Origin of the sequence: Colwellia sp. BRX8-7, from assembly GCF_014077275.1 — a bacterium.
Lineage (GTDB): Bacteria > Pseudomonadota > Gammaproteobacteria > Enterobacterales > Alteromonadaceae > Colwellia_A.
In genome coordinates, this window is the sequence record NZ_JACGVP010000014.1 from 114,216 (window position 1) to 133,914 (window position 19,699).

Consider the following 19,699-nt stretch of genomic DNA (forward strand, 5'->3'; position numbering starts at 1 on the left):
CTAATTCCTCAGTGATGCATTTAGCTCAGTTTCTAATGTGTCTACGACACGTTCAACGACTTCATTAATGTCTTTTTCTTCGAGGGTTTTATCACAATCCTGTAAAGTCATCGCTATCGCTAAGCTCTTAAACCCTTCTTCAATACCATTTCCTCGGTATACGTCAAACAAGTTTAGATCAACTAAATAATTTCCGCCAACCTTTTCAATAAGTTGTAAGACATTATTTGCATTAATTTGCTCTTCAACGATCACTGCTATGTCACGTCTATTGGCAGGAAAGCGAGATATATCACCAGCTTCAGGGATTTGTTGTGTTGAAATTTCAGACAATAATAGCTCAAAAATAAATGTACGACCGTTTAGTCCTAATTTTCTTTCTAATTCAGGATGTAAGGTACCAACATGTCCCACCAGCACACCATTCTTATGGATTGCGGCGGTTTGGCCAGGATGAAGTGCGACTATTTCATCTTTTGAAAACTGATATAACGAAGCATCGCCAGTAAGAGCCATTAAGGCTTCTACGTCTGATTTAATATCAAAAAAATCACTTGCAGACTTTTCCATATCCCAATGTTCTTCATTACGCTGGCCGGTCACAACACCTGCAAACATTTGTTCTTGGCGAACACCGTTTTCTGCGGCTTCATCTGGAACAAAACGTAAACCTGTTTCAAATAAACGGATGCGAGATTGCTGGCGGTTCTGGTTGTAAATAACCGATTGCAATAAGCCTGTCCACATACTTAAACGCATCACCGACATTTCAGAAGAAATTGGATGCGGTAAAGTCATCACCGCTTGTTCAGGGTGAATAAGCGCTTGAACTTTTGGGTCAACAAAACTATAAGTTATTGCTTCTTGATATCCACGATTAACCATAACGTTGCGTAAACGTTTCAACGGAATGAACTTTTCTTTTTGTTCGCGCATCGCCAACGTTGCTTTAGGCGACACATTTGGAATATTGTTGTAACCAAAAATACGCGCAACTTCTTCAATTAAGTCGACTTCAACTTTAATATCAAAACGATATGCTGGTACCACTACGGTCCAAACATCATTTACAAAGGCAATTTCGAAACCTAAACGCGTTAAAATCTCAGTCACTTTAGCATCTTCAATATGATGACCAATGCGTCCATCAAGTTTTTCGCGGCGTAAGGTTACTGTTTTTTCTTTTGGTAAATGTTCATCACTTAATGCTTCAACGATAGGTCCTGCTTGGCCACCGACAATAGCTAATAATAAGGTCGTTGCACGTTCCATAGCACTACGCTGCAATTCAGGGTCAATACCACGTTCGTAACGATGTGATGAATCAGTATGTAAACCATATTGGCGGGCTTTACCTAAAATAGCCAAGGGAGCAAAGAAAGCACTTTCTAAGAAAATATCAGTTGATTTTTCTTCTTCATCGGATTTAACACCCGATTCTTTTCCGCCAAAAATGCCAGCCATCGCTAAGGCTTTACTTTCATCAGCAATCACTAATGTTTCGCTCGAAAGCGTCACTTCATTACCGTCAAGTAAAACAAGTTTTTCACCTGACGTAGCAAAACGAACATTAATACCACCATCGATTTTTGATAAATCAAAAGCGTGCATCGGGTGCCCTTGCTCAAGCAACACGTAATTAGTTACATCGACAACAGGGTCAATTGAGCGAGTGCCACAACGGCGTAATTTTTCTACCATCCATAACGGTGTTTTCGCGGTTACATCTATATTTTTAATCACTCGTCCTAAATAACGCGGACAAGCTTGTGGTGCAGATAAAGTAATGTCACGCACATCATCAATCGTTGCAACAACAGCAACAATTTCAGGTTCAGTAATATTAGCACTATTTAACACCCCGACTTCGCGTGCTAAACCTTTAAGGCCTAAACAATCACCGCGATTAGCCGTTAAATCAACATCGATGGTAACGTCATTTAAGTCTAAGTATTCACGAACACACATACCGATTGGTGCATCGGGTGCAAGCTCCATAATACCGTCAGCACTTTCAGACAAACCAATTTCTGACTCACTACACAACATGCCATGAGAAGGCACGCCACGCAATTTAGCTTTTTTAATTTTAAAGTCACCCGGTAAAACTGCGCCAACCGTTGCAACAGCAACCTTGAGGCCTAAACGACAGTTTTTAGCGCCACAAACGATGTCAACTAACTCGCCATCATTAAACTCGCTACCTAGGTTTATTTTTGTTACTTGTAATTTGTCTGCGTCAGGGTGAGGCCCACATTCAACAACTTCACCAATTAATACACCGGTAAATTCACCCGCAACAGGTTCTACAGCGTCAACTTCTAAGCCGGCCATAGTTATTTGATGAGCTAACTCACTCGATGAAATAGCAGGATTAACCCACTCACGTAACCAAGATTCACTAAATTTCATTGTTGGCTTTCCTACTTGAACTGTTTTAAGAAGCGAAGATCATTTTCGAAGAATGAACGTAAATCGTTTACACCGTAGCGCAACATGGTTAAGCGTTCAACGCCCATGCCAAAAGCAAAACCTGTGTATACTTCAGGGTCAATACCTACTGATTTTAAAACGTTAGGATGAACCATACCGCAACCTAAAACTTCTAACCATTTGCCATTTTTGCCCATAATATCCACTTCTGCTGAAGGTTCAGTAAAAGGGAAATAAGAAGGACGGAAACGAATTTCAACTTCTTCTTCAAAAAAGTGATGTAAGAAGTCGTGTAAAATACCTTTAAGATGCGTAAAGCTAACATCTTTATCAACCATTAAGCCTTCAACTTGGTGGAACATTGGCGTATGCGTTTGATCGTAATCATTACGATAAACTTTGCCTGGAGATATAATACGTAAAGGCGGTTGCTCTTTTTCCATAGTACGAATTTGTACACCAGAAGTCTGTGTACGTAAAACTAACTTAGGATTGAAGTAAAAAGTGTCATGGTCTTGACGTGCAGGATGGTGCTCTGGAATATTCAGTGCATCAAAATTATGAAAATCGTCTTCAACCTCAGGACCTTCTTTAACAGAAAAACCTAAATCACCAAAAAAGCTTTCTATACGCTCAATAGTACGTGTTACTGGGTGTAAACCACCTAGGTCATTACTACGCCCTGGCAATGTTACATCAATAGACTCAGCAGCTAACTGTTTAGCAATAACCTCTGCACGCAATAACTCACCACGTTCGGTTAATAATTTTTGTACTTGCTGCTTAGCAATATTGATCACTTGCCCTGCTTTAGGTTTTTCTTCTTTAGGTAATTTACTTAAGCCCTTCATTTGCTCAGTGAACAAACCTTTCTTACCTAAAAAATTAACGCGAACTTGATCAAGCTCTACTGGATCTTTTGCTGCAGAAATAGCTTGTTCTGCCTGCAATATTATATCGTCTAAATTCATGAGTTCCTCTAAAACGGCTCTAAAACCGTTCAGTAAATTTGAAGGTTTTGGCTAGACTGATGGTATTAATATAAATGGTGTATGATTTTACACAAAAATCAATTGATTATGTAGTGAAAAGAGTGCTTTTACTGAAAAAACAGCTCAGATAAGAAAAAGGCCTCTATTTCAATAAAGGCCTTGCTGTTTTTTGACGTCTAAATCACAAAATTTAACTACAAATTATACCCTGATTCATCATGTTCAATTAAATCAAGGCCCGTTATTTCTTGTTCTTTATCAACCCTTAAGCCTTTAGTCATCAAGGAAACAAGCTTAAACAACACGTAAGAGACAACCGCCGTATAGACAATAACAGCGCCAATTCCCACTAATTGAACACTGACCTGCCCTAACATCGTGGTGATACCCTCTGCATAACCATAACCACTAAAAGCGCCTAACTCTGTAGAAGAAAACACACCCGCTAATAAAGTGCCTAAAATACCCCCGACACCATGCACGGGAAAAACATCTAAAGAATCGTCAATTTTTAACTTTTGTTTAATATAGACCGTTGAATAAAAACAAATGAAACCCGCAGAAATCCCTATAACTAGTGCGCCACCTGGACCAACAAAGCCTGATGCAGGTGTTATTGTCCCTAAACCGGCAACCATGCCCGTTACCGCGCCTAAGACACTCGCTTTACCAAATTTTTTCCATTCAATAGCAGCCCAAGTCAGTGCACCTGCTGAAGCGGATAAATGCGTGACTAACATAGCCATTGCTGCGTCACCATTGGCGGCTAAGGCACTACCACCATTGAAACCAAACCAACCTACCCAAAGCAAACCTGCCCCCGTAATAGTCATGGTTAAGTTATGTGGCAACATAGGCGTTCGAGGGAAACCATATCGAGGACCTAAAACAACAGCAGCAACCAAGGCGGCAACACCACAGGTAATATGCACCACAATACCACCGGCAAAATCATAAATGCCCATTTGGCCTAACCAACCGCCGCCCCAAACCCAATGAGTTACCGGAGCATAAACCGCTAGCAACCATAAGCCACTAAAAATTAAGACTGCAGAAAACTTCATTCTTTCTGCATAAGCGCCAATAATAAGTGCAGGAGTAATAACCGCAAACGTCATTTGAAATAAAGCAAACAAGCTTTCCGGAATATCACCAACAAGGGTTTCTTTGGTTATTCCCATCATAAGTACTTTGCTAAAATCACCTATCCACGCATTACCTTCACCAAAGGCTAAGCTATAACCGACCACAAACCAAAGTATCGAAGAAAGAGCAGCAATTGAAAAACACTGCATAAGAATAGAAAGAATATTTTTACGTCGAACTAATCCACCGTAAAATAAAGCGAGTCCGGGTAAGGTCATCATTAGGACTAGAGCCGTTGATGTGAGGATCCACGCCGTATTTGCGCCGTTCAATTCGTCATTGCTGGCAAAACTTGGCAATGCGACCGCGGACAAAAGTAAAACAAACAGTGTTAATACTTTATTCATCGTTATGCTTGAGTGTAACTGTTTAAATAGCTTCATTATCTGTTTCACCTGTTCTGATCCTAACAATATGTTCGATGTTAGTGACAAATATCTTACCGTCACCTATTTTTCCTGTTTGTGCTGTTTCGAGAATAGTGTCGATAACACGCTCAACCATTTCATCCTTAACAGCGAGCTCAAGTTTCATTTTTGGTAAAAAATCGACAACATATTCGGCACCACGATAAAGTTCGGTATGACCTTTTTGACGGCCAAAACCATTAACTTCGCTTAACGTTAATCCTTCTAGACCTATCTCACTGAGTGCTTCACGAACATCATCGAGTTTAAAAGGTTTGATTATTGCGGTTATCAACTTCATTTGTTCACCTTTAGTGCATATTATTTAAGATTGTTTATATAAATTTATTTAAGCACCATTTGTGCCCAAAGAGACAATCAAATAAAAAACAATAAGTTAAAAAATAATAATTAATATTACACCGCTCAAATGCACCAAGATGTTACACACAAACACAACCCAAACACCATATTGGTGCACAGATTATGACCATTAGTCAGATTTTATGTTTAAGAAAAAGTGTAAAGGGCAAAATTGAAGGTTTAGTATTAGCAAAAGTTAGAGATGGTAAATAGCGCACAAAAAAAAAGCCCTACGGGTGTAGAGCTTTTAAGCAGAGACAATAACGACTTAATCGATTAGCTGATACTGCTCGCGTAAAATATCAATAATTTCAGCTTTAGGGTTAGCAGACAAAACAATTTTTTGACCGGTAATTTTCTCAGCGATCGCTGTGTATGTTTGTGACACATCCATTAACACGGATGCCGGTAACTCATTGTTACGAGCTAAGGCTAAGCGCTCGTCCATGCGATTTTTATTTAATAAAATATCAGCATCAGGGAAATGTGCTAAAAGTAATTGGCGGAAACCTTCTTTAGAGTTTTCAACCACTTTACCGGCACGATATTGCTCGCCATCCCAAATACGTGAAGAATCAGGCGTACCCACTTCGTCCATATAAATTAACTTGTCGTTGCCAGCTTTGTCTTTTACATAGCCAAATTCAAACTTAGTATCTACAAAGATTTGGTCAAGCTTTGCCAACGCATCAGAAATAACGTCAAAACCTTCCGTTAATAATTTTTCGTATAAAGTAATATCATCAGGCGTTTTAAAATTAAAGGCTTCAAAATTATCTTCAATATTTTTGCGAGTAATATTAACATCATCAATCGCAGGAACGCCCGGAATGCCTTCTAAAATACCTTTTGTTGAAGGTGTTTGTAGAAGTTCAGGTAGCTTTGAATCTTTCAATAATCCTTCAGCTAATTCGATACCACAAAAATCACGTTCACCTTTTACGTATGAACGCCACATAGAACCGGTAATATACTGACGACAGATAGCTTCAATCATTACAGGTTTAGCTTTTTGTACGATCCAAACAAACGGATGTGGAATATCAAGAATATGACTATCGGCTAGACCTTGATCTTTAAATAATTTAAACCAATGATTTGATATAGCATTCAGTGATGCACCTTTTCCAGGTACACCTTGCATACCACCTTCGCCTTGCCAAATACATTCAAAAGCAGAAATACGATCACTAATAACCATAATGGCTAAAGGTGTGTCGTCGGCAACATCATAGCCTTTCTCTTGAATTAGTCGCTTACTATCCGCGTCGGTTAACCAATAAACACTGCGCACTTTACCGCTGTGAACTGGTGCATCGGTACGAATAGGTAAATCATTATTTACCGCTAAAATTTGATCTGCAAGACTCATCGGTTTAAACCTTAATTATCAAGTTAATATTAATTGTAGCGAATAATATCTTTGCGCGTTATCCCAAAAGATAAAATAGTATTCGGTATAATTAATAAAAACATTTTAATACATTATAACCAAGGTGTTTAGTTTAATTTCCAAAGTAAAGAACGGTGCTAATAACTATTAGTAAGTACTTTAAAACGCAGAAAGTGAGCTAAAGAACAAGTTAGTATAATTAAAAAAAGAAAAGGACGCCTAATGGCGTCCTTATCTCAAAGCTTTTTCAAGTTCTATGCAGCTAAAGCAGCTTTCGCTTTTTCAACTAAGAATGTGAATGTTGCTTTGTCGTATACTGCAATATCAGCTAGGATCTTACGATCGATTTCAATAGCAGCCTTTTTAAGACCATTAATGAAAACACTGTAAGATAAACCGTTTATGCGAGCTGCTGCATTTATACGAGTGATCCAAAGCTGACGGAATTGACGTTTACGTTGACGACGATCGCGGTAAGCGTACTGACCTGCTTTAGTTACTGCTTGATAAGCAACACGGTAAACACGGCTACGTGCTCCGTAATAACCTTTAGCTTGCTTTAGAACCTTCTTGTGACGTGCACGAGCTTGTACACCACGTTTTACTCTAGCCATTCTATATCTCTCCTATTAACCGTGACGTAAAAGTTTTTTAACTGACTTAATGTCAGCCGCCGAAATCATGCACTTAGCACGAAGATGACGTTTAACTTTAGTACGACGCTTAGTCAAGATATGACGAAGGCCAGCTTGTTTGAACTTGTAGCCAGAGGCTGTTTTTTTAAAGCGCTTCGCAGCACCTTTGTTAGTTTTCATTTTAGGCATGAATATTACTCCGCATTCATGTTTGTGCTATTACACATAAACATTGCCATTGAAATTTAGCAACTTAGGCGAAAAACTTAACGCGTTTATTTAAGGATAAACAAAAATAAACGTTAGTTTTTACTTTCAGGCCTAAAGTTACCCGTTAAAATCAATAATGGTGAACTTATTTTAATTTACACCAAACTAAGTTACTTGAAATACCGGTTATTGATTATTTTTTAGGTGCTAGTACCATCACCATTTGTCTTCCTTCCGCACGACGCGGGAAGAATTCAAGTACAGTTAACTCTTCTAAATCGTTTTTAACACGAGTTAGTAGTTGTAAACCGAGTTCTTGGTGAGCCATTTCACGACCACGGAAACGTAAAGTTACTTTAACTTTATCGCCACCCTCTAAAAAGCGCTTCAGGTTGCGTAGTTTTACCTGATAGTCGCCTTCATCTGTTCCAGGACGGAATTTGATTTCCTTAACCTGTATCTGTTTCTGGTTTTTGCGTTGTTCTTTTTGTTCTTTAGCTTTTTCATAGATAAACTTACCGTAATCCATAACACGGAGTACAGGAGGTTTAGCCGTAGGGCTTATTTCAACAAGATCAACACCAGCTTCGTCAGCTTGATCCATTGCTTCATCTAATGTGACGATGCCACCAGGCTCTCCGTCAAATCTAATCAAACGAACTTCATTATCAGCAATACCTGTAATTAACTCATTTAAACGATGTGCTGGCTCTTTTTGCCCGCCTCGTTGTCCACCTTTAATAGCCATGTTCCTCCAAAGAACTTTGTTCCGAGTAGCTGGTGTTATTTTTAACTTAACAACTACTCAGATTAATAAAATATTTTGATGTATGTTATAAACGTTATTATAAGTAATTTCAACGCTAACTGCGAGAGTTAACTTCTTCACTTAGTTTAGAAATAAAGTCATCAACAGACATTTTGCCTAAATCTTCACCACTTCGCGTTCGAATAGCGATTTCGCCTGCTTCCATTTCTTTGTCACCAACAACTAACAAATATGGAACACGCTTCAAAGTGTGCTCGCGGATTTTAAAGCCTATCTTCTCATTTCTCAAGTCTAGTTTTACTCTAAATCCACTTTCTTTTAGTTTTTTAACAACTTTTTCACAATATTGACCCTGTTTGTCGGTAATATTCATCACAGTTGCATGAATTGGAGATAACCAGGTCGGAAACTTCCCGGTAAACTCTTCAATCAAAATTCCAATAAAACGCTCAAGTGAACCTAAAATAGCACGATGAATCATCACTGGGATGTATCTTTCGTTGTCTTCACCAACATAAGTTGCGCCTAAACGCTCTGGTAAAGCAAAATCGAGCTGCACTGTACCACATTGCCAAGCACGACCTAAACAATCCATTAAGGTAAATTCAATCTTAGGACCATAAAATGCTCCTTCGCCTGGTAAATATTCAAATTTGATGTCGCTGTCGGTTAATGCTTGTGCAAGACCCGCTTCAGCTTTGTCCCAAATTTCATCACTACCAATGCGATTTTCAGGACGTGTTGATAATTTAACAACAACATCTTCAAAACCAAATGAACCATAGACATCGTATACCATCTCGATACATTTTTTTACTTCGGCTTGTACTTGTGATTCCATACAGAAAATATGAGCATCATCTTGAGTAAAGCCACGAACGCGCATTAAGCCATGTAATGAACCTGATGGCTCGTTACGATGACAACAACCAAACTCAGCAATACGTAAAGGTAAATCGCGGTACGATTTTAAACCTTGGTTGAATATCTGTACATGACCTGGACAGTTCATTGGTTTTATCGCGTATTCACGCTTTTCAGACTCAGTGGTGAACATACCGTCGGCATATTTTTCCCAGTGACCTGATTTTTCCCAAAGGCTTCTGTCCATCATCATCGGCGCTTTAACTTCGTCATAATCATATTCGTGTAATTTTTCACGAATAAATTTCTCTAACTCAGTGTAAATTGTCCAACCATCGTTATGCCAAAACACCATGCCTGGTGCTTCTTCTTGCCAATGAAATAAATCTAATGTTTTACCAATTTTACGGTGATCGCGCTTTTCAGCTTCTGCTAAACGAACGATATACGCTTTAAGTTGCTTTTTATCAGCCCATGCTGTGCCGTAAATACGTTGCAACATTTTGTTGTCAGAATTACCACGCCAATAAGCACCAGCAACTTTCATCAATTTAAAATGATGACAATGACGCATACTAGGTACATGAGGACCACGACACATATCAATGTATTCTTGGTGATGATATAAAGCAGGCGTATCAGTTTTCTCGATGTTTTCATCAAGAATTTGTAATTTGTAGGTTTCACCACGCTCAGTAAACGCATCGTAAGCGTCTTGCCATGAACCTGTTTTCTTAACAACGTCATAACCGGTGCGTGCTAGTTCAGTCATACGTTTTTCAAGTTTGACTAAATCGTCTTCAGTAATTGACTCTTCAAGGTCAATATCATAATAAAAGCCGTTATCAATCGTTGGTCCAATCGCCATTTTAACATTTGGGTATAACTGCTTAATAGCATGCCCTAGTAAATGCGCACAAGAATGACGAATAATCTCAAGAGCTTCGTTATCTTTATTAGTGATAAGTTGTAAAGAAGCATCTTGGGTAATTAATTCACAAGCATCAACAAGATTTCCGTCGATACGACCCGCGATGGTTGCTTTAGCAAGACCAGGTCCTATGTCTAAGGCAACATCCATTACCGATACTGCATTGTCGAATGAACGTTTTGAACCGTCAGGGAGAGTGATAACAGGCATTAATTTTCCTTTATTTCAGTGGCGTCACACACAAAGTGACGCTTGAATATATTTTTAATAATATAAACTATTTCTTTTGGGAAATATTTGAGGTCGCAAATATAGGGGAATTCCCCTTTATTTGCAATATAAAGACAGACTTATCTTTTTGCCATCATTGCCAGCGCCATCGCTTCTGCGACTTTAATACCATCAATACCCGCAGATAATATACCACCGGCATAACCAGCACCTTCACCAGCCGGATAAAGACCTTCGACATTAATGCTTTGCAGTGACTCTCTGTCACGGGTAATTTGAATGGTTGATGATGTTCTTGTCTCAACAGCGGTTAATGTCGCATCATTCATTGAAAAACCTTTTATCTTACGTTCAAAGGCAGGTAATGCTTCACGAATAGCGGCAATAGCGTAATCAGGTAAGGTTTCACTTAAGTCGCAATATTTAACGCCGGGCTTGTATGAAGGGCTAACTTCGCCATGCTCACCGCTTTTACGTCCAGCAAGAAAGTCACCGACTAACTGCACTGGCGCATCATAATTTTCTCCACCGAGTTTAAAGGCTGTTTCTTCTAAACGGCGTTGAAATTCAATACCCGATAATACGTCTGAAGGGTCATCTTTATTAGCAAAGTCGCTAGGCTCAATACCAACAACAATTGCGCTATTCGCATTACGTTCATGACGCGAGTATTGGCTCATACCATTAGTGACTAAGCGCCCTTCTTCTGATGCCGCTGCAACTACAGTTCCGCCAGGACACATACAGAAGCTGTAAACACTTCGACCATTATTACAATGGTGTACTAATTTATAATCTGCAGCGCCTAATATTTCATTACCGGCATTGTCACCAAAACGTGCATCATCAATAACTGATTGCTCATGCTCTATGCGAAAGCCAACTGAAAAAGGTTTAGCTTTTACCGAGACTTTATTTTTAACAAGCATCTCAAAGGTATCACGAGCGCTATGACCTACGGCTAAAGCAACATAATTGGTATCAATACGTTCGCCACTGGCCAGTGTTAAGCCATTAATACGTTTGTGTCCATCAGCACCTTGCTCTTCATCAAAATGAAATTCGTCAACGCGTTGTTCAAAACGAATTTCACCACCAAGCGCAATAATCTTAGCGCGCATTTGCTCAATCATAGTAACGAGCTTAAAGGTACCGATATGCGGTTTACTCACAAATAGAATTTCTTCAGGCGCGCCTGCATCAACAAATTCATGCAGCACTTTACGGCTATAATGTTTCTTGTCTTTAACTTGGCTATAGAGTTTACCATCAGAGAAAGTACCTGCACCACCCTCACCAAATTGTACATTAGATTCAGTATTGAGTATTTTTTTGCGCCAAAAGCCAAAGGTATCTTTGGTGCGTTGACGTACTTCTTTACCGCGCTCTAAAATAATCGGCTTAAATCCCATTTGAGCAAGTACTAATCCGATAAATAAGCCACATGGACCAAAGCCAATAACAACAGGTCGTTGTGATAAGACTTCTGGCGCTTGGGCAACAAAATTGTAGCTCATGTCAGGGCTTACTTTTACTTGGCTGTCTTTAGCAAATTTTTCAAGTAATTCTTCATTAAGGCGAGTGTCTACATCAAGCGTATAAATCAATACTATTTTTGCTTTTTTACGTGCGTCATATCCGCGCTTATGAACCGTAAAATCAATTAGCTGATCTTCAGAAATTGATAATGTATCTAGAATAGCCAGTTTTATATCAGCTTCTTCATGATCAAGCGGCAGTTGGATATTTGTTAAACGCAACATAGTGAGCGGTTCCAAAAAGAGAAAAGGGAATTTTTCGGCATTTTACCTGAACATACCTCTCAGTTAAATCAACAATTGAAATTATTGCTAAGCTAGGTATGATCAGCTCGAAAATATTTCATCTCATCAAAAGAGTACGTTATGGCATTTGTAGTTACCGACAATTGTATAAAATGTAAATATACCGACTGTGTAGCAGTATGCCCAGTGGATGCATTTTATGAAGGTCCTAATTTTTTAGTCATCAGTCCTGAAGACTGTATTGATTGTGACTTATGTCCGGTTGAATGCCCTGCAGGCGCTATATATCAAGAAGATGACGTTCCTGAAGATCAAAAAGAATTTATCGAACTCAATGCTGAGTTAGCTAAAGTATGGCCGAGAATAACCGAAGTAAAACCCGCACCTGCCGATGCACAAGAATGGGATGGCGTACCCAATAAAATAGCTCACTTAATTATTGAAAATTAAAATCAGCTCAGCAAAATAAACACATTGCTCAATTATTAACTATACTCACACCAACAGGGTCAATGAATAATTGGTGCATTATGTGGCAATCTATTGAGCAAGCAATTAAAACTGAAACCGGTGAGCAATTCACTATTGAAAAAAAGCGCATTATTTCAACAAGTGAAAGCAATTTAGCTTACCAACTAAGCAATAAGCAACATCATTACTTTATTAAAATTAAAGATAAAAATCACTTCAACAATTTTGAATCAGAAGCTTACGCCCTAAATCAAATACGTTCTCTTAAACAAATTACTTGCCCCGAAGTTATAGCATTAGGAAGCACCCTTGATAAAAGCTTTATTGTGCTTGATTACATTCCATTTTCACACGCTACCGAAAAACATTGGTATAATTTAGGTGCACAGCTCGCCTTGATGCATAAAGGTTCGTCACATGGACAATTTGGTTGGCAACACGACAATTATATTGGCGACACTTTACAGCCGAACAACTGGCGTAGTAATTGGAAAACCTTCTTCTCAGAACAACGAGTTGCTTGGCAATTACAATTACTGAGCGAAAAATCAATAACACTGGGTAACATTGACCATATTACTGATATTTGCCACGACGCATTAAATCATCACGATGTTAAACCTTGCCTAGTTCATGGTGACTTATGGATGGGTAACTTAGGCTTCACGGACTCTTTGTCAGTCATTTATGATCCTGCTTGCTATTATGGTGACCGAGAAGTCGATATTGCGATGACCGAACTCTTTGGCCAACTACCTTATGATTTTTATCAGGGTTACCAAGATATTTTCCCCCTTGAAAAAGGCTATGAGCAACGAAAGCTCATTTATAATTTTTATCATATCCTAAATCATGCGAATCTATTTGGTGGTATCTATATTGATCAATCAAGAGCTTTGTTATCTCGAATTTTATCATTACATTAATGTTAAAATAAAATTGATTGCACACAATAAGTTAAATAATTTAGACAACTTTATTTTTGATTTTGTTAGCGATTTTTACAAATATGAACATACTTAATCATCAGTAACCAAAAGAATCTAGGAGGCAAAATGTCCCAGGAATCAAGCTTACAAGCGATAAAAGACAAACGTATTAGCTGCCCTCATTGTGGTCATCACTTACATTTAGCTTTAGATACATCGGCTGGTGATCAAGATTATTACGAAGAGTGCCCTTCTTGTTGTCGAGATATTCACTTAAATATGCATATTGATGAATACCGCCAAAAAATTCAATTAGCGATAGACAGTGATGACGAACAAGTTTTTTAGTAATTATTACTCTTGTTTTCGCTTCACCATTGTTTTTTATAAAGGCTAAATTCACTAGAGAAACATTGCACAACTGCTTTAAACCTATATCATTCTCATCTTGATCATTTTTCTTCTTAAAATGATGGTTTTATAAGCACTCTTCCCTAATGAATATTACTGACTTTAGAAAAAACACCAAAAGCCTAATGAAATTGGCTTATCCTATTTTGATCGCTCAACTTGTGCAAACCCTAATGGGATTTGCAGACACGGTGATGGCTGGTCGAGTGAGCGCTACCGACATGGCTGCAGTAGCGGTTGCTAGCAGTGTTTGGTTACCCTTAATACTAACTATATATGGTTTAGTCATGGCACTTGCTGCCATAGTATCGCAACTTGCTGGAGCAAAAAAATTCCATTACGTTGCCAAAGCGACCTATCAAACCGCATGGATAGCATTAACCTTAGGTCTGTTGTTGATCGTTTTATATTATGCGATCACTCCCTTAGTCATTGAACAGATCCCGCTAGAAAGTCATTTAAAACAATTACTTTTTGATTACTTAGGCTATATCGTTTGGGGTGGTCCAGGTTTTTGTTTATATCTTGTCTTAAGAAACTACTCTGAAGGTTTGTCGCATACCAAACCAACAATGATCATCAGTATCATAGGTTTGTTAATTAATATTCCGGCTAATTATATTTTTATCTACGGTGAGTTTGGCATGCCTGCACTAGGTGGTGCGGGTTGTGGTATCGCCACAGCTATCGTTTATTGGGTTATGTTTGTCTCGATGTTTATTTATTGTTACGTATCAAAAAAATTAAAACATGCCTCATTATTTGAACGTTTTTACTGGCCGAACTGGCTAGAAATAAAAGAAATACTGACGATCGGTTTTCCTATTGCAATGTCATTACTGTTTGAGGTGAGTTTATTTGCCGTAGTCGCAATTATTCTGGTGCCCTTTGGTGCAGAGGTTGTTGCAAGCCATCAAATAGCCATTAACTTTTCAGGCTTAGTATTTATGGTGCCATTAAGTTTAGCTATGGCCGTGACTATACAAGTGGGTTATGCCGTTGGTAATAATGATTTAGCTAACGCGAAAGAAATATGCAATTATTCACTGATATTGTCACTTGTTATTGCAGTTGGTACTGCACTATTAACGATTGCTTTACGCTACCCCATCGCAGAAATATATACGCTAGATAGAAAAGTGATTGAGTTAGCCGCTAGCCTAATGTTTTTAGCTTCTTTATTTCAGTTTTCCGATGCAATACAAGTTATTTCTGCGGGAGCATTGCGAGGCTATAAAGATACGCAGTCTATTTTATACATTACTTTCTTTTCATATTGGGTCATTGGCTTAAGTTTAGGGCTAATTTTAGGGTTAACCAACTGGATAATTGACCCGATTGGTCCTTATGGTTTTTGGATAGGTATAATTTTTGGCTTAACAACCGCAGCCGTATTATTAGCTTGGCGACTCAGTATCATTCAAAAAAGAGTCGAAATGGCGCATTAATAAGCAAACAGTTAATTATTTAAATTGAAATACATAAAACTACTTGCAACTAACATTTCATATCGATAATATGACGCCCGTTGGTTAAAGCAACTAACAATTGCTCGCTTAGCTCAGTTGGTTAGAGTACTTGCATGACATGCAAGGTGTCACTGGTTCGAGTCCAGTAGCGAGCACCAAATTAAAGAACGGGATTACAGCAATGTAATCCCGTTTTTGCTTTCATAAACAAAGTTTTACATCTAATCTAAATAACTATCTCTTATTGATTTGTAGATGGTATCTAAAGAAATTCCCTTCAACAAGTGACCAATTTACTACGGACAGATTCTAAACTAAGTGAGTCTGATGATATAAGGTCTTTAGGGGATAAATTACATGATGGTTCCGTGCGACCCAAGCAGCCACACCTAGGTACAGATGAATGCGCTGCAAACTCATATATACTGGCTGATTCAACAAATTACATATTGCGAATTTATTGATAGATTGTAGCAATTAATGTAACAAAACAAATTGTAAATAATCGCCCTGTTATATAACAATGTAATTAGACTTTAATTGACTTTTGTGACACCTCTTAACCATTAATCTACACATCTATTAAACCCATCAACAGTTACCAGAGACTATAAAGACCTTCATATGTACTACTTTAGGATGGTGTTTCCTATTAAGGAGGTTGTTCTAATCGATTATGTCAGGAAGCTACAAAGCGGTCTTAATTTTTGTTTAATTTATCATAGCCAAAGGTTTGCTTGGCACCATTGCCGACATTCAACATAAAACGAATACTAGCTTAGTACCAACAGGGCATTTTATTCTGAAGTGATTATTTATTATTAAGTTATATAATTCCCGCTAATGATAGTTGCTCTTTTGCAGCATCAATCCTAGTTTTGATGACCTCTTTAAAAGACTTGCCATCAATATTAAAAGCAAAATAATAAGTTTCTTTCTTAGTTTCAATAAACCCTACATACCAGCCTAGGGCATTATCTTGAGCGACTCCACCAGATCCCGTTTTGGCATATAATTTATAATCTTTGGTAGTTTCAGCTAACATGATGTCTTTCAACTGCATCAATGAACTTTTCGATACTGCTAACTTATGATTATATAAGCGTTGAAGGAAGTCGACTTGCTCTTTAGCACTTATTTTTATACTTTTATTCAACCAAAAATTATCAATACCTGATGATATATCTTGATTACCATATTGAAAATCAGCTAAGTATTGACTCATTCTCTTTTTATTAATTTTACTTGCTGTATCTTGATAGATAGGAACTGCTGAATACTTATAAGCCTCCCTTAAAGAAATAGGAGCTTCATACCAAGTTTTAGGCCACCACTTTTGAATTGGATAATCCGCTATATCAAAAGTAAGCTCTACTTCAGTATTTTTAATGACGCCTGTATCTAAAATTATAAGGGAATGTGGAATTTTGAATGTTGACCAAAGTGTCATTCGCTTAACAGCTCTTTCGGGATTTATAATGTATTGCCTTATCAGTATAGACTTTGCTTAATAATGATATTTAGTTTATAACTACGGTAAGAATATTAATAAATCGCCCCAATTAATGATTAATAAATCCATAAAAAACAAATCGATTCGTCTTAGAATAATCTTTTTAATTATTTTGGTTTTTATTCTTGTATTAGTGTTTTTTTCATATTTTTTAAAAGATTTCATTACTGGAGTTGAACAAGATTTAGGTAAAAAAATGGTGCTTCAACATGCCATTATCAACAAAGAAAAAGCCCTCAGTCATTTTACACAAAACTTAAATCTAGTTAAACGTTCCTTGCTCAATAATACGTATCAAGACTGGATGAAAAATAACGATAATGAAAAATTTAAAACAAAAGCGATTCAGTCTGTTGAAAAAGACTGTCAAGTTATAGATTGCTATGGCTGGTTTATCCTTTCAATTGCACCTCTTACTAGTATTGATTGGAATAAAGAGAGTAATACCATAAAAACGGTTCCGTTGAAATTAGAAGAAAATTCTTGGCTACCAAAAAAGCTAGAAGAAAATAATGAGTTTTATGTCGATGCTGATATTAATACTATTGATGGAAACACCTATGTTTTTTTTGATTATATAGTAAGAGAAAATGATAAAGTCATTGGAACGGTTGGAAGCTACGCACTAGTCTCAACTATTACTAATGAATTGCTCAGTACCTCTAACCAAGATATTTTAGATGTACTTATTGATAATCATGGTGTATTTCGTACTAGTTTGAATGAAAATACCAGTCGTTATCATCCCTCTCTTTCAAAGTTTTTGTCCAACAAAGAATGGCATCAAGTCATCGGGGATGATCTAGATAAAAGCAGCTTAATAAAACTAAAAAATAATACTAATAGTCATTCGGTAAAAACGATTGATATCAGAATTAATGAAGTTAATTATATAGCCGCTATTGTGTATATCGAGGAAATAGAATGGTATGCAATGAGTTTGTTTTCAAAAGAAGCAATGGAAGGAAGTATTGTTATTCTGCCTCTCTTTTTAGTTGGCGCCCTACTTCTTTTTAGCGTTATTGTACTTACACTTTATTTTTTGAATAAGCTGGTTTTTAAACGACTTATAGTGATGAACAAATCAGTTAATAACATTGCATTAGGTAATTATAAAGACTTAATTAAAGACTGTCGTTCGGATGAATTAGGTACTTTAGCTCAAGGGATAAACACTATGAGCCAAGAAATATCAAAGAATCTATCAAAGATAAAGTCTCAAAATAATGCGCTAAATGATGCTATTGATAAAGCAAATGCAGCAAATGCAGCAAAATCTATTTTTCTATCTAATATGAGCCATGAAATAAGAACCCCTATGAATGCAGTTTTAGGTTTTGCTGAAATAGGAAGAAACACCAAAGTTTTATTTGAAAAAGATGATTCACTTGAACAAATACAACGCTCAGGTGAACACTTACTGCAAATAATTAATGACGTATTAGACTTTTCTAAAATAGGATCCAAGCAACTTGAGTTGGAAAAAATCTCATTTAACTTTAGTGCTATCCTTAAAAAAATAACACAAATCTGTAAGTCGGATATTAATAAAAAAAATATATCATTAAATTTCCTATTAGATGATTTGATTCCTAGCCACTTAATTGGTGATCCACTAAAAATAGAACAAATCATCATTAATTTGGTTAGTAATGCTATAAAATTTACGGAACATGGCAGTATTGATATTAACACACGTCTAAAAAGACAAAACGAAAAGAACGTTATCATCGAGTTAAGTGTTAAAGACACAGGAATAGGTATAACGCCAGAACAACAAAAAAACTTATTTATAGCTTTTTCTCAAGCCGATAATTCAATCACTAGAAAGTTTGGTGGCACAGGATTAGGATTAGCGATAAGTAAGCAATTAGTCGAAATGATGGGGGGGGAAATTACACTAAAAAGTGAACGAGATAAAGGCACTGAATTCACATTCACCATACCTTTGACATACTCTACTAAAAAGTTTGAGAAAAAAATAGAAGAATCAGCTGATTTTGATTTAGTAAAATTAAAAGCAGCTTTGTATGGAAAAAAAATATTGCTCGTTGAAGACAATAGAATCAACCAAATTGTAGCTAAAAAAACACTAGAGCCATTAAATATTTCAATTGATATAGCAGAGAATGGCTTACAGGCAGTAGAAAAAATGAAAAACGACACTTATTCTTTAGTGTTAATGGATATACAAATGCCTGAGTTAGACGGACTACAAGCCACAGAACAAATTAGAATGTTTGATAAAGACACTGTAATTATTGGTATGTCAGCTCATGCTAGTATCCAAGATACTGAAAAAGCGATTAAGTCAGGAATGAATGATTATATGACTAAACCCATTAAGCAAAAAACAGTTTTTTTGATGATATCAGAATATATCTTTTAGTTCCGCAGTTAACTAACACCAAATAAGTCTATGCCTTTAGAAGCAAAATTTAGGAGACAGGGTAATATGTTTCTTAAACGTTCATGATGATGGTAACTAGTCTATTTTTAGATGTGATTTAAGTAGTGTTATCGGTACTCCTCATAAAATCATTAATTAAGCCACCCACAATAACCTGTTTGTTTTTTCAACAATAAACTACACTTAATTCACCCCTGTTAAGTGTGGTGATAGTTATGCCCAAGCCTCGTTCACAACAAATTAGTTTATCTGATACGCCGTATTATCATATTTGCAGTCAAACCGTTCGAAAAGCCTTTTTATGTGGTGTTGATAAAGAAACCGGTGTCAGTTATGAG

The 19,699-nt window shown here is 37.1% G+C and carries 16 protein-coding genes, 1 tRNA gene and 1 pseudogene; 7 read left to right on the forward strand and 11 right to left on the reverse strand.

The window, feature by feature from the left end; all coding sequences use genetic code 11:
* From pheT to H4J57_RS14540, 10 genes are all read right to left on the reverse strand, one after another.
* Complete coding sequence (pheT, locus tag H4J57_RS14495; RefSeq protein WP_182243438.1) at positions 1-2,412, reverse strand: phenylalanine--tRNA ligase subunit beta; 2,412 nt, start codon at positions 2,410-2,412, stop codon at positions 1-3.
* 11 nt (positions 2,413-2,423) lie between these two features.
* Positions 2,424-3,404, reverse strand: coding sequence for a phenylalanine--tRNA ligase subunit alpha (gene pheS, locus H4J57_RS14500; protein ID WP_070373741.1), 981 nt, complete (start codon positions 3,402-3,404; stop codon positions 2,424-2,426).
* Between the two features lie 215 nt (positions 3,405-3,619).
* Complete coding sequence (locus tag H4J57_RS14505) at positions 3,620-4,954, reverse strand: ammonium transporter (protein WP_259366867.1); 1,335 nt, start codon at positions 4,952-4,954, stop codon at positions 3,620-3,622.
* Complete coding sequence (locus tag H4J57_RS14510; RefSeq protein WP_070373742.1) at positions 4,941-5,279, reverse strand: P-II family nitrogen regulator; 339 nt, start codon at positions 5,277-5,279, stop codon at positions 4,941-4,943. Before H4J57_RS14510 ends, H4J57_RS14505 begins: the two co-directional genes overlap by 14 nt.
* A gap of 330 nt (positions 5,280-5,609) precedes the next feature.
* Positions 5,610-6,713 carry a phosphoribosylaminoimidazolesuccinocarboxamide synthase gene (locus H4J57_RS14515; RefSeq protein WP_070373743.1) on the reverse strand — a complete coding sequence of 368 codons (1,104 nt, stop codon included), beginning with the start codon at positions 6,711-6,713 and terminating at the stop codon, positions 5,610-5,612.
* Between the two features lie 275 nt (positions 6,714-6,988).
* The gene (rplT, locus tag H4J57_RS14520; RefSeq protein WP_070373744.1) at positions 6,989-7,348 is read right to left on the reverse strand and encodes a 50S ribosomal protein L20; all 360 of its coding nucleotides are present in this window, start codon (positions 7,346-7,348) and stop codon (positions 6,989-6,991) included.
* A 15-nt stretch (positions 7,349-7,363) separates the two neighbouring features.
* Positions 7,364-7,558, reverse strand: a complete 195-nt coding sequence (rpmI, locus tag H4J57_RS14525) for a 50S ribosomal protein L35 (RefSeq protein ID WP_070373745.1) — start codon at positions 7,556-7,558, stop codon at positions 7,364-7,366.
* Between the two features lie 214 nt (positions 7,559-7,772).
* Positions 7,773-8,327, reverse strand: a complete 555-nt coding sequence (infC, locus tag H4J57_RS14530; RefSeq protein ID WP_070373746.1) for a translation initiation factor IF-3 — start codon at positions 8,325-8,327, stop codon at positions 7,773-7,775.
* Positions 8,328-8,442: 115 nt separating this feature from the next.
* Positions 8,443-10,353 (reverse strand): threonine--tRNA ligase, encoded by a 1,911-nt coding sequence (gene thrS, locus H4J57_RS14535; RefSeq protein ID WP_182243439.1) that lies wholly within the window; start codon positions 10,351-10,353, stop codon positions 8,443-8,445.
* Positions 10,354-10,493: 140 nt separating this feature from the next.
* The gene (locus tag H4J57_RS14540; RefSeq protein WP_182218015.1) at positions 10,494-12,137 is read right to left on the reverse strand and encodes an NAD(P)/FAD-dependent oxidoreductase; all 1,644 of its coding nucleotides are present in this window, start codon (positions 12,135-12,137) and stop codon (positions 10,494-10,496) included.
* Positions 12,138-12,278: 141 nt separating this feature from the next.
* On the opposite strand from H4J57_RS14540, the gene fdxA reads away from it, so the two are divergent.
* From fdxA to H4J57_RS14565, 5 genes are all read left to right on the forward strand, one after another.
* A complete protein-coding gene (fdxA, locus tag H4J57_RS14545; protein ID WP_182218013.1) occupies positions 12,279-12,608 on the forward strand; it encodes a ferredoxin FdxA in 330 nt (109 codons plus the stop codon).
* An 80-nt stretch (positions 12,609-12,688) separates the two neighbouring features.
* Positions 12,689-13,555, forward strand: a complete 867-nt coding sequence (locus H4J57_RS14550) for a fructosamine kinase family protein (protein ID WP_182243441.1) — start codon at positions 12,689-12,691, stop codon at positions 13,553-13,555.
* 129 nt (positions 13,556-13,684) lie between these two features.
* Positions 13,685-13,906, forward strand: a complete 222-nt coding sequence (locus tag H4J57_RS14555; protein ID WP_070373751.1) for a CPXCG motif-containing cysteine-rich protein — start codon at positions 13,685-13,687, stop codon at positions 13,904-13,906.
* Between the two features lie 149 nt (positions 13,907-14,055).
* Positions 14,056-15,417, forward strand: a complete 1,362-nt coding sequence (locus H4J57_RS14560) for an MATE family efflux transporter (protein WP_070373752.1) — start codon at positions 14,056-14,058, stop codon at positions 15,415-15,417.
* A 102-nt stretch (positions 15,418-15,519) separates the two neighbouring features.
* Positions 15,520-15,596 (forward strand) — tRNA-Val (locus tag H4J57_RS14565).
* A 668-nt stretch (positions 15,597-16,264) separates the two neighbouring features.
* Here the strand turns inward: H4J57_RS14565 and H4J57_RS14570 are convergent.
* Positions 16,265-16,888: a class D beta-lactamase gene (locus H4J57_RS14570; protein WP_182243443.1), complete on the reverse strand. Its 624-nt coding sequence runs from the start codon at positions 16,886-16,888 to the stop codon at positions 16,265-16,267.
* A gap of 115 nt (positions 16,889-17,003) precedes the next feature.
* On the opposite strand from H4J57_RS14570, the gene H4J57_RS14575 reads away from it, so the two are divergent.
* Positions 17,004-19,340, forward strand: a complete 2,337-nt coding sequence (locus H4J57_RS14575) for an ATP-binding protein (RefSeq protein WP_182243444.1) — start codon at positions 17,004-17,006, stop codon at positions 19,338-19,340.
* Between the two features lie 236 nt (positions 19,341-19,576).
* A pseudogene (locus H4J57_RS20140) lies at positions 19,577-19,699 on the forward strand (transposase); the annotation flags it as partial.

Excerpts from the sequence above, each read along its gene's own strand:
- pheT (WP_182243438.1), bottom strand. The coding sequence starts at position 2,412 with ATGAAATTTAGTGAATCTTGGTTACGTGAGTGGGTTAATCCTGCTATT.
- pheS (WP_070373741.1), bottom strand. The coding sequence starts at position 3,404 with ATGAATTTAGACGATATAATATTGCAGGCAGAACAAGCTATTTCTGCA.
- H4J57_RS14505 (WP_259366867.1), bottom strand. The coding sequence starts at position 4,954 with ATGAAGCTATTTAAACAGTTACACTCAAGCATAACGATGAATAAAGTA.
- H4J57_RS14510 (WP_070373742.1), bottom strand. The coding sequence starts at position 5,279 with ATGAAGTTGATAACCGCAATAATCAAACCTTTTAAACTCGATGATGTT.
- H4J57_RS14515 (WP_070373743.1), bottom strand. The coding sequence starts at position 6,713 with ATGAGTCTTGCAGATCAAATTTTAGCGGTAAATAATGATTTACCTATT.
- rplT (WP_070373744.1), bottom strand. The coding sequence starts at position 7,348 with ATGGCTAGAGTAAAACGTGGTGTACAAGCTCGTGCACGTCACAAGAAG.
- rpmI (WP_070373745.1), bottom strand. The coding sequence starts at position 7,558 with ATGCCTAAAATGAAAACTAACAAAGGTGCTGCGAAGCGCTTTAAAAAA.
- infC (WP_070373746.1), bottom strand. The coding sequence starts at position 8,327 with ATGGCTATTAAAGGTGGACAACGAGGCGGGCAAAAAGAGCCAGCACAT.
- thrS (WP_182243439.1), bottom strand. The coding sequence starts at position 10,353 with ATGCCTGTTATCACTCTCCCTGACGGTTCAAAACGTTCATTCGACAAT.
- H4J57_RS14540 (WP_182218015.1), bottom strand. The coding sequence starts at position 12,137 with ATGTTGCGTTTAACAAATATCCAACTGCCGCTTGATCATGAAGAAGCT.
- fdxA (WP_182218013.1), top strand. The coding sequence starts at position 12,279 with ATGGCATTTGTAGTTACCGACAATTGTATAAAATGTAAATATACCGAC.
- H4J57_RS14550 (WP_182243441.1), top strand. The coding sequence starts at position 12,689 with ATGTGGCAATCTATTGAGCAAGCAATTAAAACTGAAACCGGTGAGCAA.
- H4J57_RS14555 (WP_070373751.1), top strand. The coding sequence starts at position 13,685 with ATGTCCCAGGAATCAAGCTTACAAGCGATAAAAGACAAACGTATTAGC.
- H4J57_RS14560 (WP_070373752.1), top strand. The coding sequence starts at position 14,056 with ATGAATATTACTGACTTTAGAAAAAACACCAAAAGCCTAATGAAATTG.
- H4J57_RS14570 (WP_182243443.1), bottom strand. The coding sequence starts at position 16,888 with ATGACACTTTGGTCAACATTCAAAATTCCACATTCCCTTATAATTTTA.
- H4J57_RS14575 (WP_182243444.1), top strand. The coding sequence starts at position 17,004 with ATGATTAATAAATCCATAAAAAACAAATCGATTCGTCTTAGAATAATC.